The organism is Sphingomonas guangdongensis, assembly GCF_900199185.1.
GTDB classification, from domain to species: domain Bacteria; phylum Pseudomonadota; class Alphaproteobacteria; order Sphingomonadales; family Sphingomonadaceae; genus Sphingomonas; species Sphingomonas guangdongensis.
In genome coordinates this window covers 650,277-675,401 of the sequence record NZ_OBMI01000001.1, presented here as the reverse complement: position 1 = coordinate 675,401, position 25,125 = coordinate 650,277, and the positions used below count along the sequence as shown (strand labels likewise).

26 protein-coding genes are annotated in these 25,125 nt (G+C 69.3%); 14 read left to right on the top strand and 12 right to left on the bottom strand.

Annotation, left to right across the window (positions count from 1 at the left end; all coding sequences use genetic code 11):
* Positions 1–30: 30 nt before the first annotated feature.
* Positions 31–1,716, bottom strand: coding sequence for a M28 family metallopeptidase (locus tag CRO12_RS03130; RefSeq protein ID WP_342747195.1), 1,686 nt, complete (start codon positions 1,714–1,716; stop codon positions 31–33).
* 109 nt (positions 1,717–1,825) lie between these two features.
* Here CRO12_RS03130 and pepN point away from each other — a divergent pair, with 109 nt between their 5' ends.
* A complete protein-coding gene (gene pepN, locus CRO12_RS03125) occupies positions 1,826–4,417 on the top strand; it encodes an aminopeptidase N (protein ID WP_097062523.1) in 2,592 nt (863 codons plus the stop codon).
* A 4-nt stretch (positions 4,418–4,421) separates the two neighbouring features.
* Complete coding sequence (locus tag CRO12_RS03120; protein WP_179640856.1) at positions 4,422–5,879, top strand: DUF2029 domain-containing protein; 1,458 nt, start codon at positions 4,422–4,424, stop codon at positions 5,877–5,879.
* Here the strand turns inward: CRO12_RS03120 and CRO12_RS03115 are convergent.
* Genes CRO12_RS03115 through CRO12_RS18255 form a run of 3 tightly spaced genes read right to left on the bottom strand, consistent with a single transcriptional unit; the run spans position 5,825 to position 8,524 of the window.
* The gene (locus CRO12_RS03115) at positions 5,825–7,015 is read right to left on the bottom strand and encodes a glycosyltransferase (protein ID WP_097062522.1); all 1,191 of its coding nucleotides are present in this window, start codon (positions 7,013–7,015) and stop codon (positions 5,825–5,827) included. The two genes, CRO12_RS03120 and CRO12_RS03115, sit on opposite strands and share 55 nt — an antisense overlap.
* A gap of 16 nt (positions 7,016–7,031) precedes the next feature.
* Entirely contained in the window at positions 7,032–7,538 is a 507-nt protein-coding gene (locus CRO12_RS18260) for a DUF2141 domain-containing protein (RefSeq protein WP_245858160.1), read from the bottom strand.
* A gap of 11 nt (positions 7,539–7,549) precedes the next feature.
* Positions 7,550–8,524, bottom strand: coding sequence for a hypothetical protein (locus CRO12_RS18255; RefSeq protein WP_425442980.1), 975 nt, complete (start codon positions 8,522–8,524; stop codon positions 7,550–7,552).
* Between the two features lie 151 nt (positions 8,525–8,675).
* On the opposite strand from CRO12_RS18255, the gene CRO12_RS03105 reads away from it, so the two are divergent.
* Complete coding sequence (locus CRO12_RS03105) at positions 8,676–9,761, top strand: glycosyltransferase (protein WP_097062521.1); 1,086 nt, start codon at positions 8,676–8,678, stop codon at positions 9,759–9,761.
* Here the strand turns inward: CRO12_RS03105 and CRO12_RS03100 are convergent.
* The 7 genes from CRO12_RS03100 to pyrE are packed head-to-tail and all read right to left on the bottom strand — an operon-like array spanning position 9,713 to position 14,749.
* On the bottom strand, positions 9,713–10,801 hold the full coding sequence (locus tag CRO12_RS03100; protein ID WP_245858158.1) for an AI-2E family transporter: 1,089 nt from the start codon (positions 10,799–10,801) through the stop codon (positions 9,713–9,715). The two genes, CRO12_RS03105 and CRO12_RS03100, sit on opposite strands and share 49 nt — an antisense overlap.
* On the bottom strand, positions 10,798–11,679 hold the full coding sequence (gene lepB, locus CRO12_RS03095; RefSeq protein WP_097062520.1) for a signal peptidase I: 882 nt from the start codon (positions 11,677–11,679) through the stop codon (positions 10,798–10,800). Before lepB ends, CRO12_RS03100 begins: the two co-directional genes overlap by 4 nt.
* Positions 11,679–12,083, bottom strand: coding sequence for a holo-ACP synthase (acpS, locus tag CRO12_RS03090; RefSeq protein ID WP_097062519.1), 405 nt, complete (start codon positions 12,081–12,083; stop codon positions 11,679–11,681). Before acpS ends, lepB begins: the two co-directional genes overlap by 1 nt.
* Entirely contained in the window at positions 12,080–12,388 is a 309-nt protein-coding gene (locus CRO12_RS03085) for a hypothetical protein (protein WP_097062518.1), read from the bottom strand. The genes acpS and CRO12_RS03085 overlap by 4 nt, the downstream gene beginning before the upstream one ends.
* Positions 12,385–13,110, bottom strand: a complete 726-nt coding sequence (locus CRO12_RS03080; protein ID WP_097062517.1) for a pyridoxine 5'-phosphate synthase — start codon at positions 13,108–13,110, stop codon at positions 12,385–12,387. Before CRO12_RS03080 ends, CRO12_RS03085 begins: the two co-directional genes overlap by 4 nt.
* On the bottom strand, positions 13,107–14,177 hold the full coding sequence (locus CRO12_RS03075) for a serine hydrolase domain-containing protein (RefSeq protein ID WP_097062516.1): 1,071 nt from the start codon (positions 14,175–14,177) through the stop codon (positions 13,107–13,109). The genes CRO12_RS03080 and CRO12_RS03075 overlap by 4 nt, the downstream gene beginning before the upstream one ends.
* Complete coding sequence (gene pyrE, locus CRO12_RS03070) at positions 14,174–14,749, bottom strand: orotate phosphoribosyltransferase (protein WP_097062515.1); 576 nt, start codon at positions 14,747–14,749, stop codon at positions 14,174–14,176. The genes CRO12_RS03075 and pyrE overlap by 4 nt, the downstream gene beginning before the upstream one ends.
* A gap of 184 nt (positions 14,750–14,933) precedes the next feature.
* Here pyrE and coxB point away from each other — a divergent pair, with 184 nt between their 5' ends.
* From coxB to CRO12_RS03055, 3 genes are all read left to right on the top strand, one after another.
* A complete protein-coding gene (gene coxB / locus CRO12_RS03065; protein ID WP_425442979.1) occupies positions 14,934–16,088 on the top strand; it encodes a cytochrome c oxidase subunit II in 1,155 nt (384 codons plus the stop codon).
* A 4-nt stretch (positions 16,089–16,092) separates the two neighbouring features.
* Entirely contained in the window at positions 16,093–17,763 is a 1,671-nt protein-coding gene (gene ctaD, locus CRO12_RS03060) for a cytochrome c oxidase subunit I (RefSeq protein WP_097062513.1), read from the top strand.
* Positions 17,764–18,031: 268 nt separating this feature from the next.
* The gene (locus tag CRO12_RS03055; protein WP_144033511.1) at positions 18,032–18,310 is read left to right on the top strand and encodes a hypothetical protein; all 279 of its coding nucleotides are present in this window, start codon (positions 18,032–18,034) and stop codon (positions 18,308–18,310) included.
* A gap of 144 nt (positions 18,311–18,454) precedes the next feature.
* Here CRO12_RS03055 and CRO12_RS17650 read toward each other — a convergent pair whose 3' ends face one another.
* Positions 18,455–18,952: a hypothetical protein gene (locus CRO12_RS17650; RefSeq protein ID WP_144033510.1), complete on the bottom strand. Its 498-nt coding sequence runs from the start codon at positions 18,950–18,952 to the stop codon at positions 18,455–18,457.
* A 368-nt stretch (positions 18,953–19,320) separates the two neighbouring features.
* On the opposite strand from CRO12_RS17650, the gene CRO12_RS03050 reads away from it, so the two are divergent.
* The 8 genes from CRO12_RS03050 (at position 19,321) to CRO12_RS03020 (ending at position 25,123) form a co-directional block, all read left to right on the top strand.
* On the top strand, positions 19,321–20,223 hold the full coding sequence (locus CRO12_RS03050; RefSeq protein ID WP_097062511.1) for a heme o synthase: 903 nt from the start codon (positions 19,321–19,323) through the stop codon (positions 20,221–20,223).
* Positions 20,220–20,357, top strand: coding sequence for a hypothetical protein (locus CRO12_RS17905; protein ID WP_179640855.1), 138 nt, complete (start codon positions 20,220–20,222; stop codon positions 20,355–20,357). Before CRO12_RS03050 ends, CRO12_RS17905 begins: the two co-directional genes overlap by 4 nt.
* Positions 20,351–20,878 carry a cytochrome c oxidase assembly protein gene (locus CRO12_RS03045; RefSeq protein WP_425442996.1) on the top strand — a complete coding sequence of 176 codons (528 nt, stop codon included), beginning with the start codon at positions 20,351–20,353 and terminating at the stop codon, positions 20,876–20,878. The genes CRO12_RS17905 and CRO12_RS03045 overlap by 7 nt, the downstream gene beginning before the upstream one ends.
* A gap of 75 nt (positions 20,879–20,953) precedes the next feature.
* Positions 20,954–21,820 (top strand): cytochrome c oxidase subunit 3, encoded by an 867-nt coding sequence (locus CRO12_RS03040; protein ID WP_097062510.1) that lies wholly within the window; start codon positions 20,954–20,956, stop codon positions 21,818–21,820.
* Positions 21,820–22,203 carry a DUF983 domain-containing protein gene (locus CRO12_RS03035; protein WP_097062509.1) on the top strand — a complete coding sequence of 128 codons (384 nt, stop codon included), beginning with the start codon at positions 21,820–21,822 and terminating at the stop codon, positions 22,201–22,203. Before CRO12_RS03040 ends, CRO12_RS03035 begins: the two co-directional genes overlap by 1 nt.
* Positions 22,200–22,811 (top strand): SURF1 family protein, encoded by a 612-nt coding sequence (locus CRO12_RS03030; RefSeq protein WP_097062508.1) that lies wholly within the window; start codon positions 22,200–22,202, stop codon positions 22,809–22,811. Before CRO12_RS03035 ends, CRO12_RS03030 begins: the two co-directional genes overlap by 4 nt.
* A 45-nt stretch (positions 22,812–22,856) precedes the next feature.
* Entirely contained in the window at positions 22,857–24,257 is a 1,401-nt protein-coding gene (gene thrC, locus CRO12_RS03025; protein ID WP_097063314.1) for a threonine synthase, read from the top strand.
* Positions 24,254–25,123 (top strand): class I SAM-dependent methyltransferase, encoded by an 870-nt coding sequence (locus CRO12_RS03020; protein WP_097062507.1) that lies wholly within the window; start codon positions 24,254–24,256, stop codon positions 25,121–25,123. The genes thrC and CRO12_RS03020 overlap by 4 nt, the downstream gene beginning before the upstream one ends.
* Positions 25,124–25,125 lie beyond the last annotated feature (2 nt).

Genomic DNA, 25,125 nt, shown 5'->3' with positions numbered 1-25,125 from the left:
CCTCCCTGCAAGGGAGGGGCTTGTTTCACCTCACTTCGCCCCGAACCCGCCGTACAGCGTCCCGAAAAAGTCGCCCTTGTTCCAGCGCGGCCGTTCCGCGCCATCGGCGATCTCGCGCGCGATCGCGTAGTTCACGTCGATGAAGCGGACGCCCTGGCTCCAGTCGAGCGCCGGCTGCCACGCTTCGTCCGACGGTTTGTGGTAGTGGTTCTTGAAGAAGTCCTCGACCGCGGCCTTGCCCGGCCCGGCCTGGCCCGGCCACAGGAACACGCTCGGCACGCCCTGCTGGACGAAGCGGTAGTGGTCGGAGCGGACGAACAGCCCCTGATCGGGCATCGGATCGGGGCCGAAGCCGACGCCGATGTTTGCCGCCGCGCGCTTGACGATCGACCCGAGCGTCGAGCGTTCCGCGCCGAACGCGATCACGTCCTCGAACTTGTAGGTGATGATCGGCATGTCGAGGTTGACGTTGGCGACCATCGCGCCCTTCGGCACGGTGGGATTGTTGGCGAAATACTCGGCGCCGACCAACCCCTTCTCCTCCGCGGTCACCGCGACGAACAGGATCGAGCGCTTGGGCGCCTGGCCGCTCGCCTTGAACTTCTTCGCCTCCTCGATCAGCGAGGCGATGCCGACCGCATTGTCCTCCGCCCCGTTGTAGATCGCGTCGCCGTTCACCGCGGTGCCGACCCCGACGTGGTCGAGGTGCGCGGAGAGCACGACATATTCGTTCCGCAGCTTCGGGTCGCTGCCCGGCAGCACCCCGACCACGTTGGAGGAGGGAAGCGGCGTCCACTCGGTGTTGATCGCGGCGGTCATGGTGCCGGGGATCGCGACGGCCTTGAAGCGGGTCTCGTCCGACTCCGCGCCCTTGGCGATTGCCGCCCAGCGCGCGCCGAACAGCCGGGCGGCAAACGCCTGGCTGACCGCCCCGAGCGCGGGCGCGCGCGGGCTGGGGTCGAAGCCGCTGCCCGCCTTCGTCGTCCAGGTGACGCGCGGACGGTCATAGCCCTCGGCCAGCCGCTTGAACCCGCCGGCCCGTGCGCTCGCCGGACCCTCGATCAGGATCACGCCCGCCGCGCCTTTCGCTTCCGCGATCTGGCGCTTGCTGGCTGCGCTGCCGAAGTGCGCGCGCAGTTCAGGGTGGAAGCTCTTGGGCGCGCCCGCGAACAGCAGCACGATCTTGCCGCGCACGTCGACGCCCGCGTAATCGTCGCGCTTGATCGTCGGCTCAACGATGCCGTAGCCGGCGAACACCACGCCCGCGCTGACGCTGGTCGCGGCCTTTGCCGGATTGGTGCCGGGCACGTAATCGGAGCAGAAGACGAGCGGCGTCGCCGCGCCGCCCGCCGGCGTCCAGGTAAAGCGCCCCTGATCCTTTGCCTTGACGGTGATCAGCGGCACCTGCTGCAGGTAGCTGCCGTTGTCGCCGCCAGGACGAAGACCGGCGGCGTAGAACTGCGAGGCGACATACTGCGCGGCGATGTCGTACTCGGGGCTGCCGGCGTCGCGGCCCTTCATAGCATCGGACGCGAGGAACATGACGTGCGCCTTCATCGCGGCCTCGGCAGGCGACAGCTCGGCGTTCAGGCGCGCGTTGCGCTCCGGATTGGTCGCGGTGGTGACCGCCGGCGCGGTCGTCTGCTGCTGCGCGGCGGCGGCGGCGGGGGCAAGGAGCATGAGCGCCGTCGACGCGGCGAGCCGGATGCTGGTCAAATCAGGTCCCTCAAGGAAATCAGCGTGATGGAGGCTCGCTAGCAGGCCGGTCCGCGGCGATGCAATTCGCTAGTCGCCCAAGTGCCGCACAGGGTATACGGACGGCATCATGGACGTCCTCGCCACCAACGCCGCACCACCCCCAATCATCCGCCGTGCCGACTATCAGGTGCCCGACTGGCTGGTGCCGACGATCACGCTCGACGTCGATCTCGATCCCGCCGCCACGCGGGTGCGCGCGACATTGGAAGTGGCGCGCAACGGCACCCACGCCCGCGCGCTGGTGCTCGACGGCGACGGGCTGGAGCCGCTTGCCGTGCGGGTCGACGGCGCGAATGCCGACTGGCACCTGCAGGACGGCGACCTAGTGGTGCAGCTGTCCGGCGACACCCACCTCGTGGAGACCGAGGTCGTGATCGCGCCGGAGCGCAACACCCAGCTGATGGGGCTGTACGCAAGCTCTGGGCTGCTCTGCACCCAGTGCGAGGCGCAAGGGTTCCGCCGCATCACCTTCTTCCCCGATCGGCCGGATGTGCTCAGCCGCTACCACGTCCGCATGGCCGCGGATGCCGAGCGCTTTCCCGTGCTGCTCGCCAACGGTGACCCGGTTGCCGCGGGCCTGCTCGACGACGGCCGCCATTGGGCGGAGTGGAACGATCCGTTTCCGAAGCCCTGCTACCTCTTCGCGCTCGTCGCGGGCGACCTCCAGGCGAATCGCGACACCTTCGTCACGCGGTCCGGCCGGGAGGTGGAGCTCGGCATCTGGGTTCGCGCGGCCGACCTGGCCAAGACCGATCACGCGCTGCACGCGCTCAAGACGTCGATGAAGTGGGACGAGGACGTCTACGGACGCGAGTACGACCTAGACGTGTTCAACATCGTCGCGGTCGACGACTTCAATTTCGGGGCGATGGAGAACAAGGGGCTGAACATTTTCAACAGCCGCTACATCTTGGCCGATCCCGATACCGCGACCGACTACGACTATGACGGGATCGCCGCCGTCGTCGCGCACGAGTATTTCCATAATTGGTCGGGCAACCGCGTCACCTGCCGCGACTGGTTCCAGCTCTCGCTGAAGGAAGGCTTCACCGTCTTCCGCGACCAGGGCTTCTCCGCCGACCAGGGCAGTGCCGCCGTCAAGCGGATCGAGGACGTGCGGGGCCTGCGCGCCGCGCAGTTCCCGGAGGATGCGGGGCCGCTCGCGCACCCGGTCCGCCCGGACGAGTATATCGAGATCAGCAACTTCTACACCGCCACCATCTACAACAAGGGGGCGGAGGTCATCCGGATGATGGCGACGCTGCTCGGCCCCCAGCGCTTTCGCGCCGGCAGCGACCTGTACTTCCAGCGCTTCGATGGCACGGCGGCGACCGTCGAGGACTTCGTGTCCTGCATGGAGGAAGCGGGCGACATCGACCTTGCCCAGTTCCGCCGCTGGTACACGCAGGCCGGCACCCCGCGCGTCACGGCGCAGCTCCGCCACGAGCCGGGCTCCGCGCGCGCCCAGCTCTCGCTTGCGCAGGCTGTGCCGCCAACCCCGGGGCAGCCGCACAAGGAGCCGATGGTGCTCCCACTGAGGCTGAAGCTGTTCGGCGGCGAGACCGGTCGCGCGCTCACGGAGGAGCAGCTCGTCACCCTGACCGACCCGGCGGCGGAGGTCACCTTCGACGGCCTTGCCGAGCGGCCGGTGCTGTCGATCAACCGCGGCTTCTCCGCGCCGGTCATCATCGACGCCGCGCGCACCCCCGCAGATCTTGCCTTTCTGTCGGCGCACGACGACGATCCGTTCGCCCGGTACGAGGCGATGCAGCAGCTGATGCTCGACACGCTGGTGCTCTCGGTCGCGACCGGCCGGGCGGACCACCGCGCGGTGGTGGAGGCGGTCGGCAACACCCTTCGCGATGCGGCGCTCGATCACGCCTTTGTCGCGGAAGCGGTGCTGCTGCCGTCGGAGAGCTTCATCGGCGACCAGCTGGCGCAGGTCGATCCGGATGCGATCTTCCGTGCGCGCGAGGCGTTGCGCGCCGAGCTCGGCACCGCGCTCGAGCGCGAGTGGCGCGCCGCCTACGACGCGACGGAGGCGAACCGCTTCGAGTACAGCCCGGCTGCGAAGGGCGACCGGCGGCTGCGCAGCGTTGCGCTTGGCTACATCGCGGCGAGTGGCGCGAACGATGCCGCCGCGCTCGCCTTTCGTCAGTTCGAGCGGGCCGACAACATGACCGATCGCCAGGGCGCGCTGGTCACGCTCGCGGGCGGCACATCCGACGAACGCGTCGCCGCGCTCGACATCTTCTACAATCGCTATTCCGACAATCCGCTGGTGCTCGACAAGTGGTTTCAGGTGCAGGCGCTGTCGCAGCGTGACGACACCGCCGACACGGTCGCGGAGCTGGCACGGCACCGCGACTTCACGCTCGCCAATCCGAACCGCGCGCGCGCCCTGGTCGGCGCGTTCTCGGTCAACCAGCGCGCGTTCCACGAACGGTCGGGTCGCGGTTACCGCTTCCTCGCCGACCAGCTGCTGGCCCTCGACAAGCTCAACCCGCAGACCGCGGCCAAGCTGCTCCCCCCGCTCGGCCGGTGGAAGCGCTTCGATCCGGCGCGCGCCGCCCTGATGCGCGCCGAGCTCGAGCGCCTGCTGGCGGTGCCGGGGCTGTCGAAGGACATGTTCGAGCAGGCGTCCAAGAGCCTCGACTGAGCCCGTGCGGATCGCCGTGCCCCGGCCGGCGCTCGCGGGCGCGGTGCTCCTCGCCGTGCTGGTGGCGCTCGCGTGGATGCGCGGGATCGACCATGACGAGAGCCAGTATGTCGCCGCGGCCCGGCTGACCGCGGCCGGGCTGCTCCCCTACCGCGACTACGCCTACCTCCAGACGCCGCTTCAGCCGTTCGCCTTCGCACCCTTAGTGTGGCTGTTCGGCCCGCTCGACCTCGCCTGGCCGGCGCTCCGCATCGCCAATGCGCTGCTTGGGGGCCTGACCGTCGCAGCGACGTGGCGGGCGATGCGAACGGCGGGCGTGGACGAACGCACCGCGACGATGTGCGCTGGGCTGTTCGCGACCTGCGACATCCTGCTGTTCTCGGCCGGGACGGCGCGGAACGACGCCTTGCCCGCGGCCCTTTTCGCGGTCGCGCTGGTGCCGATCCTGCGCGCGGAACGGGGTGACGGGACGATGGGCGGCGCGCTGCTCGCCGGACTGCTGTTGTCGGCGGCGGCGGCGGCGAAGGTCAGCTACGCGCTGCCCGCCGCGACCTACGGCATCTGGGCGCTCCTGCATCACCGCCACCGTCCCACCTCCGTGGCGCTCGGCGCGCTGCCGTCGATCGTGCTGGTCGCGGCACTCGCAGCGGCAGCGCCTGACGGGTTCGCCTTTGGCACACTGATCTTCCCCGCTCGAGCGCCCGCCGAATGGTATGCGGCGACGGGCCGGGCGTGGAAGCTCGGGCTCGCAATCAAGGCGATCGACACGGCCAAGTTCCTGGCGCTCGGCCCCGCGCTGCTCGCGCTCGTGCTGGTCGCGCGCTGGGGGCGGCCGTCACTGCTGGCGTGGCTGACGCTCGCGGGGGTTGCCTCGGCACTGCTGCCCTCGCCCACCTGGCGGCAGTACCTGCTGCCCGCGCTGCCGCCGCTGTTCGTCATGCTGGCGCTGCGCTTGGAGCGGCTGCCGCCTGCGCGCGGCTGGTACCGGGCGTTCGCCGGCTTCGCCGCGATCGGGCTGGTGCCATCGATCGTTGCCGTGACGAGCGGTACGGGCATGATCGTGGGCGTGGCCGAGACCCGGGCGCTTGCGGTCCAGAGCGTCGGCGGCACGGTGGCAACGCTGTCGCCTCAGTTCCTCCCGGACAATGCCCTCCCGGACCCCCGCTTCGCGACCGGCCCCTTCTACTTCCGCAGCCGCGCGTTGGTGACTGCGTCGCGTGAAGCGCGGCTGCACCTCGTCTCGCACCCGCGGCTCACTGCTTCGTTCGCGATGCGACCACCAGACTTCATCCTCGTGGGCGGGGAGGGGACATGGGCCAGCGGCACCGACGAGCTAGACCGGCTGCTGGAGCGCTGGGCAGTGACTCGCGGCTGGGGCCGGGTCGACACCGGCGGACGGCTGCGGCTCTACGCGCCGCCCGCTGCCCGCCGCGCCGCCTTGCCCGCGATCAGGCCGGAATAATAGTCGATCAGCGCGACCGCGTGGTCCTGATCGGTGCGCACCTTGTCCGCCGCGGCGAGGCTGGCGGCGCGCAGGACCCGCGGCTCGCGTGCGAACAGGCGGGCGATCGCCGCGGCGCAACTGCGCGCGTCGCGGGGCGCGTAGGTCTCGGCGAACGGCGGCTCCGCGATCTCCGCGGCACCGCCCTCGTTCGGCACGATCAGCGGCAGCCCGGAGGCGACCGCCTCCAGCGCGACCAGCCCGAACGGCTCGGCGTCCGATCCGTGGATCAGTGCGTCCGCGCTCGCCATGATGCGGGCGAAGCGCAGCCGATCGTAGACCGGGCGGAACAGCCGGATGTGCGGGCTCTCCGCCACCCGCGCCGCGAGCTTCTGGTGGTCGACGCCGTAGCCGAGCAGCATCAGCCCGATCGGCATCCGCTCGCCCGCGCACTCCACCGCGTCGATCACGGTCGGCCAGCGCTTCTCCGGGTGGTGCCGCCCGACCCCCAGCAGCAGCTTGCCGTCCGCGGGTAGCCCGCACTGACCGAGCAGCGCGACCCGCAAGCTCTCGTCGCGCAGGTCGGGCGAGAAGAAGCCGCGATCGATCCCGAGCGGCATGGCGGCATCGACGTGCAGCCCGCGCCGCTCGTGCCGCTTCGCGAGTGCCGGACCGTTGGTGACGAATGCGTCGAAATGGCGCAGGAACCGCCCCATGTAGCGGGTGTAGAACGCCAGCCAGCGCTCCACGGTCGGCAGATCGGCGACGCCTTCCAGCCAGCGCCCGGCGTAGGCCGCCATGTTGTCGTTGTGCGCGAAGAAGATCTTCAGCGCGCGGCCCTGCCAGGCACCGACCGTCCAGGCAGGCCGCCACGGCGAGCTCGTCTCCACCACATCCGGATCGAGCTGGTCGAGCAGCCGCACGATCGGCGCGTCCTGCCAGTAGAGTCCGTAGCTGCGGTCGAACGGCAGCCGCGGTGCCTTGACCCAGAAGATGCGCCCGCCGCCGGGGCGATCCTCCACCCCATCCTCGAACCCCGGCGCGATCACGATCAGCTCATGACCGAGGTCCGCCATGATCCCCATCTTGCGATCGAGATAGGTGCGCACGCCGCCGCCGGTCGGCGAGTAGAATTCGTTGACGTCGACGATCCGCATGCGCCGCGCGCCGGGCCTAGTTCGGGATCGGCGAGAACCCGCCGAGCCCGCGGAGATACTGGACGCGGATGCTGGTGCCGGTCACTCCGCCGCCGACCGCGATCACCGCCTGCGCGAGCTTGGGGCGGCTGCGGCCGAGCTTGGTGTTGCTCGGGAACCCCGCGCCGTCGCGCCAGAAGTTGAACTTGTTGCGGTTGTCGCGGTCGTGGGTGAGGAGCAGTGCATAGCGGCCGGGAGCGGGCGCCCTGATGCACATTTGGACGCTCCCACCCCCCGCCGGCGTCTGCGCCCAAACCCGGCGGAAGACCTTGCCCTCGCGGACCAGGTCGCGGTCGTCCTTCAGGAAATCACCCTCGTTGGCCGGATAGAGTTCCAGCTTCAGCCGCCCGGTGCGATCCTTCAGCCCCAGGATGCTGACCTGGATGGCGGGCACCGTGCCGGCGACACAGGCGGCCGCGTCCTCGCCGAGCGGCACCGCCTGCACCGGCACCGCGGCGAGCAGCAGCAGCGCGGCGACGCTCACGCCCCGAACCCTCACGCGCGCACCCGCGCGGCCAGCGCCTGCAGGCCGAAGCCCGCGATCAGCACGATGTGGGCGAGCAGGGTGAGCGCCGCGGTGAACGCCACCAGCTCCGACAGCGCCTCGCCCTGGCCGATCAGCAGGATCGCGAAATTGGCGAACAGCAGGTCCTTGTTGGGGACGAGCGGCAGGCGCGACACCAGCAGGCGGCCGGCCGCCAGGAACAGCCACATGCCGACCGACACCTCCGGCATTGCGAAGTGCCAAGCGAGCGCGATCATCGTCGACCCGAACACAAGCCGAGTGCAGTGCATCCAGAAGATCCACCACAGCGTCGCCCGATCGAGCGAGAAAACCCGGCGCGAGAAGATGAGAAAGGGCAACGACATCGCGATCGTCACGGCGACCGAGCCGACCAGCGTGTTGAACTGGGTCGGCGTCAGCAGGCCCTTGCCGAAGGGCAGGGCGATCGCGACCATCGCAAGCGTGATCGCATTGCCCGCGATCGCGGACAGGATCGACACGTCCTTCACTGCCCCGAATGGCGCGGTCACCATCTTCAGCCGGGCGCGCGCCCAGGCGTAGAAATATGCCTCTCCCGAGTAGCCGAACACTACCTCGTTCGCGATCCGCTTCTTGACCAGCGCGGCGAGTCCCGCGGGCGGCAAGCCCCACAGCCGCCGGAAGATCAGCCAGTCGAAGGTCGGCGGCGACATGTAGAGGAGCGCAAAGGCCACGTAGAAGACCGGCCGCTCGGGGACGGTCGCGCCGAGCGCGGCTAGCCCCTCCCCGAACAGTTCGCGGGCAAGGCCCGCCACCATCAGCAGCGTCAGCCCGGCCGCCAGCACCATCGGCCAGCGCCGCTTCATGCGCTCGATCGGCTCCAGCGCGGCGATCTCGCCGGGCGGCGGCAGCACGGGCGCGGTCAGGGGAGCGGGCGCGTCGCTCACGATGCCGGCGCCGGCCCCTGCAATCTCGTGTCCGTTCAAGAGGTTGTTCCATCAAGCGCCGGCGGACGGCGGGCCCGGCCGCAAGCATAGAGCGCTTCGCCGCCGCCGCCAATCGCGCCGACCGTCATCCTGCCCGCGTGCGCCGGCGCCTTGGCGCGCGATTGCGGCTGTAGCATGGCAGGCGACTGCCATGACCCGCGCCGCCCACATCCTCTCGGTCGTCCAGCACCTCGACGGAGGTGGCGTGGAGGCGGCGTTGCTGCGCCTCGCGGCGGGCTGGGTGGAGCGCGGGCGGCGGGTGACGCTGGTCGCCGGCGACGTGGCGGGCCCGCTCGCCGCCGCGCTCTCGCCGGGGATCGAGGTCGTGGCGATCGGGGACCGCCGCTACCATGCGCTCGCACGCGCGCTTCCTGCGATCGTGGCGGCGCGCGCGCCCGACGTCGTGTTCTGTCCGGGCAACCACTATACCGCGGTCGCGGCCTGGCTGCGGCTCCGGCTCGGCCGCCGCGCACCGCCGGTCGCCGGCAAGGTGTCAAACACGCTGACCCGCGGCGGCCCGGCCTACCGCGCGTGGCTGCGGCTCCACCCGGCCTTCCTCGACCATGTGGTCGCGATGACGCCCGGGATGGCGGACGAGGCCGCGGCGACGCTTGGCATCGCGTGGTCGCGGCTCCACGTCATCGCCAATCCTTCGCGAACTCCCGCGCCGGCGGAAGCTCAGGGGCGCTCGGTAGTTGACCCTGGGCTCCCGCTGTCGCGAGAGCACACCTATCTGGTCGGCGTTGGGCGCCTCGTACCGCAGAAGCGGTGGGACCGGGTGATCGCGGCGCTACCGCAGCTCGGCGACGTGCCGCTGCTGATCCTGGGTGAGGGGCCCGAGCGCGCCGCCCTGACGGCTCAGGCGGCGGCGCTGGAAGTGGCTGACCGGATCCATCTGCTCGGGCACGTCGCCGATCCGCTGCCGCTGATCGAAGGCGCCGCGGTCCTGGTCCTCGCCTCCGACTTCGAGGGAGTGCCCGGCGTGCTGCGCGAGGCGCTGTCGGTCGGGACGCCGGTGGTCGCGACCGATTCGAGCGTCGCGGTGCGCGAGCTGGTAACAGGTCCCGAGCTCGGCAGCGTCGTGCCGTGCGGCGACGCTGCGGCGCTGGTCGCGGCGCTGAACTGGTGGCTCACGCCCGGCCGTGCCCGGCCGCGACCGATCCTCGCCGCGGGCGATCCGGTCGGCGATTACCTGGCGCTGTTCGACTCGGTCGTCGCCACCTCATCCTCTTCCTGAGCGGTCTTCTCCGACCGCCGCTCGAGCGCCGCCTTCGCCATTGCGGTGATTGGATCGGCGAGCGCCAGACCCATGATGCCGAGCAGGGCGCTGGCGAGGATCTGCGTGCCAAGCGTCAGCGCGGGCGGCATGTCGACCGTCTTCTTGGCGACCAGCGGCAGCAGGACGTAGCCGTCGAACATCTGCACGATGACGTAGGTCAGGATCGCCCACACGCCCGTGTCGACCCCGGCGGAGAAGCCGACCGCGATCATCAGCACGCCCGAGATGAACGCGCCGATGTTGGGGATGAAGGCGAGCAGGCCGGTGAGGATGCCGAGGATAAGCGCCATCGGCACGCCGCCCAGCATCAGCGCGAGCCAGGTCAGCGCGCCTTCGAACACCATGCCGAGCAGCCGCCCTGCGAGGAGGCGGCGCAGCGTCTCCCCCATCCGCCGGATCGTGACCGCCACCTCATCGCGGTGCTCGCGCGGTATCAGCCACTGCAAGCCGCGTTCATAGACCAGCGGATCGATGGCGACGAACAGCCCGATGACCATGATCATGAACAGCGTGGTCAGCGCGCCGAGCGCCGTTCCGACCCAGGAGGTCAGCCGGCCGACCGAACTCATCGCCTGGCGTGCGATGCCGCTGATGTCGGAGGCGCCGGGCATGAGTCCCTGTTGGGTCAGCCAGGTGGTGACGCGCACCGCCTGCCCCTCGAGCGTCGAGCGGAGCTGCGTCACCTGCTCCGTCACCTGCACGCCCGTCAGGTAGAAGGTGCCGAGCAGGAAGGCGATCGTCAGCAGCACCACGATCAGCAGCCGCCACCCGCGCCCGATCGGCAGCACGCGCTTCAACAGCCGCACCCCGCCGTCGAGCATGGACGCGAAGACCAACCCTGCCAGAATGATGAGGAGCGGCTGGATCAGCAGCACCACCAGCGCGATTCCGCTCGCCATCCCGAGCCACACCGCGGCGCGGCGGATCTCGCGCCGGGTGGCCGGATCGCGGACCTCGTTGGGGCTGGCGTCGTCGATGACGTGGACGTTGTCGCTCACTTGGACCCTTCCTGCTGCGGGTGGAGCGAGGTGCCGGCGCGCCCGCTGCGGAACGAACGCGGCCAGGTCAGCGGGTTGAGCGTCGCCGTGCCGTCGAGCGAGAAGGTGATGAACTCCGCTCGCCCGCCGATATTCTCCCACGGCACCGCACCGCCCAGACCCAGGTCGGCTGTCGAAAATCGGCTGTCGGCCGAATTGTCGCGGTTGTCGCCCATCAGGAACACGTGCCGCGCCGGCACGGTGTAGGGGCCGAAACTGTCGCCCTCTGACCAGCCCATGTCGATGGTGTCGTAGCTGCGCCCGTTCGGCAGTGTCTCGCGGAACACGGGCAGACGGCACATCACTGCGCCGCCCGGACCGGCGACGCGGCGATCCTCGCGGCCCTGCGGCAGGCACTCGTTGTTGGCGTCGACCGGGATCATCCGGTCGCCGACCGCCACGCGGGGCACCGCGCGCCCGTTCAGGAACAGCACGCCGCCCTGCAACTGCACCCGGTCGCCGGGCAGCCCCACCGCACGCTTGATGTAGTCGGTCGTCGATCCCGGCGGCGTCACGATCACGACGTCGCCGCGCTCCGGCAGCGAACCGAACAGCCGCCCTCCGATAAAGGGCAGCAGGTGAAAGGTCGGGCTGACGTAGGAGAAGCCGTAGGGGAACTTGGTCACGACCAGCCGATCGCCGACCAGCAGCCCGGGCATCATCGACTCGCTCGGGATGTAGAAGGGCTTGGCGACCAGGCTGTGGAAGCCGAGCACTGCCAGCACCAGCCAGATCAGCCCCTTGATCTCCGCCCACCAGTCTGTGCCGGTCCGCGCCTCCTGCGAGTCGCCGCCGGCGGGATCGTGGTCGGAGCGCTCCAGCGCCAGGTCGTCGGCCATCATGCTTCCTTGATCGCCTCGATGACCACGAACGCCTGCGCCCAGGGATGATCGTCGGTGAGCGTCAGATGTATACGCGCGACGTGGCCGTCCGGTACCATCGCGTCAAGTCTTGCCTTGGCGCCGCCGGTAAGGTCGAGGGTCGGCGCGCCGGAGGGCGCATTGACCACCCCGATGTCGCGCATGAACACGCCGGCCTTGAACCCGGTCCCGACCGCCTTGGAGAAAGCCTCCTTGGCGGCGAAGCGCTTGGCGAGGGTGCCCGCCTTGGTGAAGGGGCGGCGATCGGCCCTGGCGCGCTCGACGTCGGTGAAACAACGCGCCTCGAAGCGCGCGCCGAACCGGTCGAGCGACGCCTGAATCCGCTCGATGCTGCACAGGTCGGAACCGAGCCCGATGATCATGGCCAGAGCACCCAGCCGAGGAAGGCAACGACCGGTACCGTCCCGATCACGGCCATCGATCCACCAAGGCGAGGGAAGCGTCCGCGTGCCAGCCACCACGCTGCCCCGTTCCACATCAGCGCGACCAGCAGCGGCACGACCGCAAAGGGAGCGGCTTGGGCGAGCGTGTCGCCGGTCGGGCCGTTCGCGAAGGCAAAGAACACCGCCAGGGTCAGCCAGGTGCCGAACGCACCGAAGCTCACCGACACAATCACGGCCGCGTAGAACCAGATCGGCAGCGAGCGGCCCAGTCCGGCCGTGATCAACGCGCCGCGTCCATCAGCGCGCGCATCCGGGCCACCACTGGACCGATCCCGTTGAAGATCGCCTCGCCGATCAGAAAATGCCCGATGTTGAGCTCGCGCAGCTGCGGGATGGCCGCGATCGGCTGGACATTGTCGAAGGTGAGGCCATGGCCGGCGTGCACCTCGATCCCGTTCTTGGCGGCGAGCGCGGCGGCGTCGGCGATGCGGCGGAGCTCGGCCACCTGTTCCTCGCCGTTCAGCTCGGCGTAGCGCCCGGTGTGGAGCTCCACGACCGGAGCGCCCAGCTGTACAGCGGCGGCGATCTGCCCAGGGTCGGGCTCGATGAACAGCGACACCCGCACCCGCGCCTCACTGAGCGCCCGAACCATCGGCGCCAGGTGGTTGTGCTGCCGGGCGGCGTCGAGCCCGCCCTCCGTCGTCCGCTCCTCGCGCTTCTCCGGCACGATGCAGGCGGCGTGCGGGCGATGGCGGAGCGCGATGCCGAGCATCTCGTCGGTTGCGGCCATCTCCAGGTTGAGCGGCACCGTCAGCTCGGCCGACAGGCGTGCGATGTCGTCGTCGGTAATGTGGCGGCGATCCTCGCGCAGGTGCGCGGTGATGCCGTCCGCTCCCGCCTCCGCCGCCAGCAGCGCGGCGCGGACCGGATCGGGGTAGCCGCTGCCGCGCGCGTTGCGGACGGTCGCGACATGATCGATGTTCACGCCGAGGCGCAAGTCGGTCATGGGCACGCCACTCGGGCGAGCAGGTCGTGGCTGAGGCCCTTGCCCTGCCAGATCTCGCCGAAGTCGAAGTCGCCGTCGGCGGTGAACAGCATGAGCACCTTGTTTTGCGAGAGAATCAGGATGTTGCGGACCTGGAAGCGCCCGATCCCGCCACGCCGCTCGATCAGCCGCACCGGCGCCGCACACCCTTTCAGCGGCGCGTCGAAGCTCCATTGCGCCAGCGCCATGTAGCCGAGCTTCGGGTCGCCCGCCCACATGGCGTCACGCGACGCAGGTGACAGAAGAGTGCCGGCCATCAGCGCACGGTCGATCGCGAGCAGGTCGAGCGGGGTGCCGATCAGCCCGCCCGCTGCGCCGAAGCGCTTGAAGATGGCGCGCTCCTTCTTGGTCAGCGTCACCGCCGTGCCGTCGTAACGCGGCGGTGCTGCCGACGATTCGAACGCGGTAGCCTCCAGCTGAAGCGGTCGAGCGATCTCGCGGTCGAACAACTCCGGCAGCGAGGTGTCTGCGACATTCTCCAGCACCGCGCCGAGCACCAGCGTATCGCAGTTATTGTAGCGCCAGTCGCCGCCCGTCGCCGTCCGCCCGGCCAGGCACCAGCCGAGCGCGTCGTCGCTCGCGGTGAACCAGGCCGGCCAGCCCTCGGCGTCCTTGGGCGTGTCCTCCGGATTGCGCAGGCCCGCGCGGTGCTGGAGCAGCTGGCGGATGGTGGGGGAGGGCGCGCCGGTCGCGAGCTGCGGCAGGTAGCGTGCGGCCGGCGCGTCGAGCGCCAGGCGGCCGCGATCGACCTGCTGCATCGTCAGCACCGCCACCACCTGCTTGGTTACCGATGCCCAGGGCCAGCGCTGGAAGGCAGGGTCGCTCGGGTGGCACAGGATGATCTCGCCGCCGGTCGGTGCCGGGCAGGGCGCGCGCGGCGTCTGCCACAGGATCGTGTCGGCGTCCGCGGCGAGCGCGAAGCCCTCGAACTTGTGCTCGGCGAGAACCGGCGCAAGGTCAGGGCGCGGCTGGGCAATCGCGGGCGTCGCCAGCAGCGCGGCGAGCAGCGCGGCAACCCGGGCGATCATGCCGCCCGGCTGCCCGGCTTGATCGCGGGGATCGCCGCCAGCTCGGGCGGCACCGCGTCCGCCTCGTAGCTCGGCACGTCCAGCCGTATCAACGGATAGAAGGGCACGTCGAAGCGGGCCGCCCCGTTCGAGCGGTCGACCAACGCCGCCGCTGCAACGACCTCACCGCCCGCCACGGCGATCGCGGCGGTCGCCTCGCGGCTCGAGAGGCCGGTGGTGACCACATCCTCCATCATCAGCACGCGCGTGCCCGGCTCCAGTCGAAAACCGCGGCGCAGCTCAAAGGTGCCGGTCGGGCGCTCAAGGAACATGGCCGGCACATTCAGAGCACGCCCCATCTCGTGCCCGACGATCACCCCGCCCATCGCGGGCGAGACCACCGCCGCGATCGCGAGATCGGCCGGGATTGTCGCCGCGAGCGCCTCGCACAGTCTGGCGGCGCGGCGCGCGTCCATCAGCACTCGCGCGCACTGGAGGTAGCGCGGGCTGTGCCGCCCGGAGGAGAGGATGAAGTGACCTTCCAGCAGCGCCTCGGCCGCGCGGAACTCGGACAGGATCTCGTCATCGGTCATGGTGGCGTGCGGTTTAGGGGCCGCGCCGCGCGCCCGCAACATGGGTGTACGAAAGGAAGCGGTCTGCGCTCTTGAGGCGCGCGCATCGCCCGCGTATAGGCCGGCGACGTTGGGCTCCTCGGGCCCTCTCGCGACGCGCGCACCGGCGTCGCATTGCTACAGGGGCTACGCCATCACGATGCGCATGACCGGTTTCTTGTCCATTCTCGCCGCGGCCGTGCTCGCGCTGACCGGCGCACCCGCGCTCGCGGCGACGGCGGCGGCCGCCAACACGGCCGAGCCGGTGCCGATGGCGAACACCACCAGCGATCCCGCGATCGCGCCGAAACCGACCCCTGCCGATCCGATCCTGACCGCCACCGGCGCGGCGCGCGCGCCGGTCGAGCATGTCGGCCAGCCGACCGACGGCTGGTACGGCGTCCAGACCCAGGTGACCAAGACCGGCGAGGAAGCACGCTCCTTCCACGACAACATCCTCGTGCCGCTGATCACGGTGGTGTCGCTGTTCGTGCTGGCGCTGCTCGCCTACACGGTGATCCGCTTCCGCGCGAAGGCGAACCCGGTTCCGTCCAAGACCAGCCACAACACACTGGTCGAGGTGATCTGGACGCTGGCGCCGGTGGCGATCCTGGTCGCGATCGCCGTGCCCTCGATCCGCCTCCTCGCCGCGCAGTTCGCGCCGCCGCCCAAGGGTGCGGTGACGCTGAAGGCGACCGGCAACCAGTGGTACTGGAGCTACGAGTACCCCGATCACGGCGGCGTGACGCTGACCGCGAACATGCTGAAGGAGCAGTCGGAGGTTCAGCCCGGCCAGCGCTATCGCACGCCCGCCGACGGCCCGCGTCTGCTCGCCGCCGACAACCGGGTGGTGCTGCCGGTCGGCGTGCCGATCCGCCTGATCTCCACCGCGGCCGACGTGATCCACAGCTGGGCGATGCCGGCGTTCTGGATCAAGCTCGACGCCGTGCCCGGCCGCCTGAACGAGACCAGCTTCACCATCGAAAAGCCGGGCGTCTACTTCGGCCAGTGTTCGGAGCTGTGCGGCGCCCGCCACGCTTATATGCCGATCGCGGTGGAGGCTGTGTCGCCGGCGCAGTTCGCCGCCTGGATCCGCGCCAAGGGCGGGACGATGCCGGGCGCCGCGGCGCAGACCGGCACCACGCCGCCCGCGGGCCTGCCGCAGATGTCGCCGGCGACCGTGCCGGCGGCGAAGACGGATGCGCCGTTCCAGCCCGCCCCCGACAACGCCACCACGCCGGTCGCCGTCAACGGCACCGCCCCCGCCAACGAGCGTCAGACCGGGAACACCGGCACGCTCAGTCAGCCGTCCGGACAGTAAGCTCATGACCGACTCCGCTCTCACCCCCAGCCACTTCGAGGCGCACGGGCACGACCATGCGCACGCGCATGACGCCGATCACAAGCCCGGCTTCTTCGCGCGCTGGTTCATGTCCACGAACCACAAGGACATCGGGACGCTCTACCTGATCTTCGCGATCATCGCGGGGATCATCGGCGGCGCGATCTCGGGCATGATGCGTGCCGAGCTGATGCACCCGGGCATCCAGTATCTCCCGACCTGGCTGGCGATGATGCCGGGGCACGAGAACCCGTCGTTCGACGACGCGCTCCACTTCTGGAATGTGCTGATCACCGCGCACGGCCTCATCATGGTGTTCTTCATGGTGATGCCGGCGATGATCGGCGGCTTCGGCAACTGGTTCGTGCCGATCATGATCGGCGCGCCCGACATGGCGTTCCCGCGCATGAACAACATCTCGTTCTGGCTGCTGGTCCCGGCCTTCACGCTGCTGCTCGCCTCGCCGTTCTTCGGCGGCGCCGGCAACGGCTGGACGCTCTACGCGCCGCTCTCCACCTACGGGGAGCCAGCGCCAGCGACCGACATGGCAATCCTGGCGCTTCACCTCGCCGGTGCCTCGTCGATCCTCGGCGCGATCAACTTCATCACGACCATCTTCAACATGCGCGCGCCGGGCATGACCCTGCACAAGATGCCGCTGTTCGTGTGGTCGGTGCTGGTCACCGCCTTCCTGCTACTGCTGGCGCTGCCGGTGCTCGCGGCCGCGATCACCATGCTGCTGACCGACCGCAACTTCGGCACGACCTTCTTCGATCCGGCCGGCGGCGGTAACCCGATCCTGTACCAGCACCTGTTCTGGTTCTTCGGCCACCCCGAAGTGTACATCATGATCCTGCCGGGCTTCGGCATCGTCAGCCAGATCGTGGCAACCTTCAGCCGCAAGCCGGTGTTCGGCTACCTCGGCATGGCCTACGCGATGGTCGCGATCGGCGTGGTCGGCTTCGTCGTGTGGGCGCACCACATGTTCACGACCGGCCTCGGCGTGAACACCAAGATGTACTTCACCGCCGCGACCATGGTCATTGCGGTGCCGACCGGCATCAAGATCTTCTCGTGGATCGCGACCATGTGGGGCGGCAGCTTGCGCTTCCCGACTCCGATGGTCTGGGCGATCGGCTTCATCTTCATGTTCACGGTCGGCGGCGTGACCGGCGTCGTGCTCGCGAACGGCGGCGTCGACGACTACATGCACGACACCTACTATGTCGTCGCGCACTTCCACTATGTGCTGTCGCTCGGCGCCGTGTTCGCGCTGTTCGCCGGCTTCTACTACTGGTTCCCGAAGATGTTCGGGCGAATGTACAGCGAGCTGCTCGGCCAGCTGCACTTCTGGGTGTTCTTTGTCGGCGTGAACATCCTGTTCTTCCCGATGCACTTCCTGGGCCTGCAGGGCATGCCGCGGCGCTACCCAGATTACCCGGACGCCTACGCCTTCTTCAACTCCATCGCGACCTATGGCTACATGATCATGGCCGCGGGTATGGCGATCTTCTTCATCAACCTGGTCTGGTCGCTGCTCGCCGGCCGCAAGGCGGAGGGCAATCCGTGGGGCGAGGGCGCGACGACGCTCGAGTGGACGCTCTCCTCGCCGCCGCCGTACCACCAGTTCGAGACGCTCCCGAAGGTCGACTGACCCGGCTTAGCGCCGGCAGGTTCCGAACAGCCGTTCGGACGCGGACACCAGAACGCCTCGACAGCGATGCCGGGGCGTTCTGCTTTGTTGGCGGATCGCGCCATTCTCGGTTTTGTGAATTGCCAACAATCAGCGAGCGGGCGGGCCTGAGGGGCAGCGAATTCGACGGAAGGCAGTGCCGAACAGTGTGTTAGTGACTTGGCACACCTTGTGCGAGGCGGGTGGCAGGTCGGCGATGGTGCCGACCGCCAGCACGAGGAACACCGCCATGATTCGTCTGCCCGTTCTCACCGTTGCCGCGGCCACGCTGGTCGCCCTCGCCGCTCCGGCCGCTGCCAAGCCGCGTGCCTTCGACCCGCTCACCGCCGGCTACACGCCTGCGTCCGGCATGATCTGCGTGAAAAGCGGCTGGGGGATCGCCACGCAGCAGACCGGCCGCCCGGTCCGCGCCGGCGACTGCCGCACCGCCGCCGGCTGGAAGAGCCGCGGCCTCGTCTTCGACCTGTCACCCGCCAGGCGCGACACGATCGAGATCGCCGCGCGGTGAAGCGCGGCACGTCTGCCGCGAAGCGACGGCGGCTCGGACGTGCTGTCCGAGCCGCTGGCTATTCTGTCGCGACCGCAATAAGCAGTCGGACTGTAGTGCAGCGAATGTCGGCTCTTGAGGGAGAGCGATCGTCCATCGAACCGGTCAGCAGCCGTGGGGAATCCCCTTTGCCTCTGCTACTTTTCGGCAAAGGACCGGGTAACTCTCCATCACCGCGCCGTACTCTACGGTGACAAGCTTTCCCTTGCCGAACCTGTAAGTAACGTGGCGAAGTGGATAGCTTGGATGGTAGATGATCGTTGCACCTGTCGGAGCAATCGGATAGGTGAACTCCCTAATTAGGATGCTCCCATCTGTTAATCTGCTATATTGGTCTCTACTTACGGAGAAGCCTTGCGGGTCGTCTGGGGACCTCCGCTCGTAAGATTGAAGCTCCTTGATCCAGGCGGCGCGATTATTATGTATCAAGGCACCGTCGCGGTAAACTTTCAAATCTTTGGCGACTGTACGCTCGAACTGCGCCGTGTCGGTGACCGGACGGCGGGTTGGAAGCAGCTTGAAGAAGGTTACTTGTGCATTCCAGACATCGGGTGGGGGAGGCGCGGTTTGGGCTGATCCGCTCGATGGGAGAATGTCGGCCACTGCCAACGGAATGCTTCCGAACCGCAAGCCGTCGATCTCCCTGGGAACGGCATCAACCAATCAGCGCCACACCTGACCCAAAGAAGGTGGCGGAAGGTCGTCGCCGAGGCAAGCCGAAGAGCCTCTGCCGCCTATTGGCGAGTGGGCGGAACCGCATGTCACATCCGCACCCGTCATCCCGGACTTGATCGGGGCCACCCTGCCGCTTGCGCTTCGCTCATCATCTATCCGCAGCCCTTGCTGCGCCATGGACTCCGGACCACGTCCGGGGTGACGCTGAGAAGGAGTGAGCGCTCCTCCGATGATGATCGGCGCGCAACCCGGACCTTTCGTTTGCGCGCCGGGCGGCCTATAGGCGCGAGCGTCCCATGAGCGTCGCTGACACCTCGGTTCGCCTGCCTGCCGAATGGCGTGACTTTCTCGCGCTGACGAAGCCGCGCGTCATGACGCTGGTCGTTTTCACCGGGATGTGCGGCCTGCTCGCGGCCCCCGCCTCGGTCGATCCGGTGATCGGTTTCACCGCGATCCTGTGCATCGCGCTCGGTGCCGGGGCGGCGGGCGCGCTAAACCAGTGGTACGAGGCCGACATCGACGCCGCCATGAAGCGCACCGCTGCCCGCCCGCTGCCGGCCGGCCGGATGGACCGGCAGTCGGCGCTGCACTTCGGCGTCGGGGTCGCGGCGTTCTCCGTGATCCTGATGGGGCTCGCGGTGAACGCGGTCGCGGCGGCGATCCTTGCCGTCTCCATCCTGTTCTACGTGCTGATCTACACCGTGTGGCTGAAGCGGCGGACGCCGCAGAACATCGTCATCGGCGGGGCGGCCGGTGCGTTCCCGCCGCTGATCGGCTGGGCGGCGGCGACCGGGCAGGTCGCGCTGCTCCCGTTCCTGCTGTTCTGCACCGTGTTCCTGTGGACGCCGCCGCACTTCTGGGCACTCGCGCTGTTCGTCGAGACCGACTACGCCAACGCCGGCGTGCCGATGCTGCCGGTGGTCGCGGGCGAGCGGACCACCCGCAACCAGATCGGGCTCTACACCGTGCCGATGGCGGTGGCCGCGATCGCGCCCTGGCCGCTCGGCCTGACGGGCGCGGTCTACGGCTGGAGCGCGCTGGTGCTGACCGCGGTGTTCGGCGTCCTCGCCGCGCAGGTGGCGTTCCGCCACACCCACGCGAACGACGCCATGGTGCCCGAAAAGCGGCTGTTCCGCTTCTCTCTCCTCTACCTCGCGCTTATCTTCGCCGCGGTGGTAATCGACCGGTGGATTGCATGACTCCCGACCAAGAAGCCGAACTGCGCGCCCGTCAGCGTAGCCGTTCCAAGGTGATGGCGCTGCTGCTCGGCGCCTTCTGCCTGCTGATGTTCTTCATCACCATTTCCAAGATCAAGGCGGGCATGGGATCGTGACCCGGACGCATCGCACCGCGCTGCTCGCGGCGCTCGGCGTGTGCGGGATGACGGGCCTGGGCTTTGCGAGCGTGCCGCTCTACCGCATGTTCTGCGAGGCGACCGGGCTCGACGGTACCACCAACCGGGCGGAGGATGCACCCGGCGCGGTCGGGCGCAAGATCACCGTCGCGTTCGACAGCAACGTGGGCAAGGGACTCGACTGGGCCTTTCGCCCCGAAGTCGAGCAGGACACGATCGACATCGGCGCGCGCGACATGGCGTTCTTCACCGCCACCAACCGCTCCGGCGCCCCCATCACCGGCACCGCGACCTTCAACGTGACGCCGGCGCAGGCCGGGCGCTACTTTACGAAGATCCAGTGCTTCTGTTTCACCGAGCAGACGCTCCAGCCCGGCGAGACGGTGCGGATGCCGGTCACCTACTTCGTCGATCCGAAGCTGCTCGACGATCCGGACGCGCGCGACATCGACACGATCACGCTCAGCTACACCTTCTACCCGATCAAGAAGCCGGCCTGAGCCGCGTACCGGGCATTGCCACGCTGGAGCACGCGTCCTAGAGTGGTACCCAAACACGCCTGACAGGGACGCATCATGGCCGGTGCCAAGAACCACGACTATCACATCCTTCCCCCCAGCCCCTGGCCGCTGATGGGGTCGCTGACCGCCGGCATCCTGGCGGTCGGCGGCATCTTGTGGATGAAGGATCACGCCTTCGGCCCGGCGGTGTTCGCGCTCGGCTTCGCGGGCGTGCTCGCGACCATGTATTTCTGGTGGGCGGATGTCGTGCGCGAGGCGCGCTCGGGTGACCATACGCCGGTGGTGCAGCTCCACCTGCGCTACGGCATGATCCTCTTCATCGCGTCGGAGGTCATGTTCTTCGTCGGCTGGTTCTGGGCCTATTTCGACTTCTCGCTGTTTCCGGCGCTGATCGGCTACACGCCCGGTGCCCACGGCGAGGCGGGCACCGTCGAGCTGCTGACGGAGGGCGTCGCGACCTGGCCGCCCAAGGGGCTGGAGGTGCTGAACGCGTTCGAGCTGCCGCTCCTCAACACCTTCATCCTGCTGCTCTCGGGCACCACCGTCACCTGGGCGCACCATGCGCTGATTCACGGCGATCGCGACGGGCTCAAGAAGGGACTGTGGTGCACCATCCTGCTGGGTGCTGTGTTCAGCTGCATCCAGGCCTATGAGTATGCTCACGCACCATTCCCGTTCGCCGGGATCAACTACGGCGCGTCCTTCTTCATGGCGACCGGCTTCCACGGCGTCCACGTCCTGATCGGCACCATCTTCCTCGCGGTCTGCCTCGTCCGCGCCTACCGCGGCGATTTCACGCCGCGCCAGCACTTCGGCTTCGAGGCGGCGGCCTGGTACTGGCACTTCGTTGACGTGGTGTGGCTGTTCCTGTTCGTCTCCATCTATGTCTGGGGCGGCTGGGGCGCGCCGGTCCACGGCTGATGGATGAGGCGGGCGGCGTCGCACCGGCGGCGCCCACCATCGTTCAGGCAGGATTGAAGGGTCTGTGCCCCCGCTGCGGGGCGCAGACCCTTTTCGCAGGCGTGGCGCACTTCGCTACCTCGTGCAGGGCGTGCGGGCTCGATTTCGCCGGCTTCAACGTGGGGGACGGACCGGCCGCGTTCCTGACGCTCGGAATAGGCACGATAGTGACGGTGCTGGCGCTCGCGCTCGACTTCGCGGTCCGCCCGCCCTTGTGGCTCCACCTCATGGTCTGGCCGCTGGTGACGCTCGGCGCAGTGATCGGCGGGCTGCGTGTCGCCAAGGCGGCGCTGCTCGCCGCCGAGTACCGCAATGCCGCGCGCGAGGGGCGGATCAGCGAGTGAAGCGCCTTCCCATCATCCCGACAATCATCGTGGCGATCGCGATCGCTGTGATGATCGGGCTGGGCGTCTGGCAGCTCCAGCGTCGCGGCGAGAAGGAGGCGGCGCTCACGCGTCTGGCCGCGAATGTCGAGCGGCCGCCGATCGCCTTCCCGGCGGCCGGGTCGGGCAACGCGGCGTTGTTCCGGCGCAGCAGCCTGACCTGCTCGCGAGCGACCAACCTGCGGCTTGAGGGCGGGCGCAGCGCCGACGGCGGCACCGGCTGGCGCGTGCTCGCCGACTGTCCGGTCGAGGCAGGGCGGGTTGCAGTGGTGCAGCTCGGCATCGCCGGCAAGCCCGATGCGCGGCCGGCTTGGGCAGGGGGCGTGGTCACCGGCCACATCAGCTACGCGCCCGATGCCCGGCCGCTGCTGAGCGCGCTCTACGATCGCCGGCCGCGCGCGCTGATGCTGGTCGCCAATCCGCCGCTTGCCGGGCTGCGCGCGAACCCGGGACCGGACCTGTCGGCGGTGCCGAACAACCACCTGGCCTATGCCGGGCAATGGTTCCTGTTTGCCGGAATCGCGGCGGTGATCTACGCGCTCGCGCTGCGCCGCCGGGCGCGAAGCTAAGCTTTCTTGCCCGTCCGCGACGCGCTCGCTACGCCCGCCGCCGTCATGCATTATGTCAGCACCCGGGGCGCCGCGACGCCGCTCGACTTCCGCGCCGCGACGCTTGCCGGTCTGGCGAGCGACGGCGGGCTCTACGTGCCGGAGGCGTGGCCGACGCTGAGCAAGCGGGAGATCGCTGCGCTCGCCGGACTGTCCTACGCCGAGACGGCGGTCTGGGTCATGACGCCGTTCGTGGGTGATGCACTGAGCCAAGACGAGCTGCGGACGATGTGCGAGGCGGCGTACGGCCGGTTCAGCCACGCGGCGGTCACACCGCTCAAGCAGCTCACCCACCAGCACTTCCTGCTGGAGCTGTTCCACGGCCCGACCCTCGCGTTCAAGGACGTGGCGCTACAGTTCCTGGGCTTGCTGTTCGAGCGGTTCCTGGCCGGCACCGACACCCACCTGACGGTAATCGGGGCGACCAGCGGCGACACCGGCTCGGCGGCGATCGATGCGCTGGCGGGCCGCGCGGGCGTCGATGTCTTCATGCTTCATCCGCAGGGCCGCGTGAGCGACGTCCAGCGGCGGCAGATGACGACGGTGCTGAGCCCCAACGTCCACAACATCGCCATCGAAGGGGACTTCGACACCGCGCAGGCGCTGGTGAAGGCGATGTTCAACGACCGCGACTTCGCGGATCGCTTCACCCTGTCGGCGGTGAACTCGATCAACTGGGCGCGACTGATGGCGCAGGTGGTCTATTATTTCTACGCCGCCGTCCGGCTCGGCGCGCCGGAACGAGCGGTCGCCTTCTCGGTCCCGACCGGCAACTTCGGCGACGTCTTCGCCGGCTATGTGGCGGCCCAAATGGGGCTGCCGGTCGCGCGGCTGATCGTCGCGACCAACGTCAACGACATCCTCCACCGCGCACTCTCCACCGGCGACTACAGCAGCGCGGCGGTGACTCCGACCGCGGCCCCATCGATGGACATCCAGGTATCGTCCAACTTTGAGCGGCTGCTGTTCGACCTCGGCGCACGCGATGGGGCCGCGCTCGCGGCGCAGATGCGCGGTTTCGAGACGAGCCGGGCGATGCGGCTGACCGACGCGCATGCGAGTGGCGCGGCCGCGCTGTTCACCAGCGACGCGGTAGACGCCGCCGACATGGCAGAGGCGATGCGCTGGGCGTGCGCGGAAACGGGCGAGCTGCTCGATCCGCACACCGCGATCGGCTTTGCGGCGGCGCGCCGCGCCGGGCTGCCCGCCGACGTGCCGGTGGTCACGCTCGCGACCGCGCATCCGGCCAAGTTCCGCGAGTCGGTGGAGCGCGCGACCGGGCTCCGCCCGACGCTGCCGAACCGGGTCGGCGACCTGTTCCAGCGCGAGGAGCGGTATGCGACGCTGCCTGCCACCTTTGACGCGGTGAGCGGTTACATCGCCGAGCGGGCGGTGTCGGCGGCGTGACCCCGATCACGCTCGTCGGCGAGCCCTGGGCCGATTACGGCCTGCTCGACTGCGGCCATGGCCGCAAGCTCGAGCGCTACGGCCGCTTTCGTTTTATCCGCCCCGAGCAGCAGGCGATGTGGGCGCCCGCCGCCGCGCACTGGGACGCCGACGGCGAGTTCGTGCCCGGCGCGGACGAGGAAGGCGGCGGACGCTGGCGCTTCGACCGGCCGGTCCCGCGCGAGGGCTGGCCGCTTGGCTGGCGCGAGGCGCGCTTTACCGCCAGCAACACGCCGTTCCGGCACCTCGGCTTCTTCCCCGACATGGCACCGGTGTGGGACTGGATGCGCGGGCGGATCGCTGGCGCCGAGTCGCCGGAGTGCCTCAACCTGTTCGGCTACACCGGCGTCGGGTCGCTGGCGTTGGCGGCGGCGGGCGCGCGCGTCGTCCACGTCGATGCCTCGAAGAAGTCGGTCGACGCCGCGCGCGGCAATGCCGAGCTCTCCGGCATGGCGGAGAAGCCGGTCCGCTGGCTGGTCGAGGACGCGGGCAAGTTCGTGGCGCGGGAGGTCAGGCGCGGTCGCCGCTACGACGGCATCATCCTCGATCCGCCCAAGTGGGGGCGGGGGCCGAACGGCGAGGTGTGGAAGCTGGAGGAGGGGCTGCCTGGGCTGGTCGCGGATTGCCGCCGGCTGATCGACGCCGACTCGCGCTTCCTGTTCCTCACCGTCTACGCCGTTCGCCTGTCGGCACTGGCGATCGGTGAGCTGGTCGCCCAGGCGTTCGGCGACCTGCCGGGCACCGTCGAGTGCGGCGAGCTCGGCGTGCGCGAGGAAGCACGCGGACTGGTGCTGCCAACCGCTATCTTCGCGCGCTGGAGCCGGTAGCG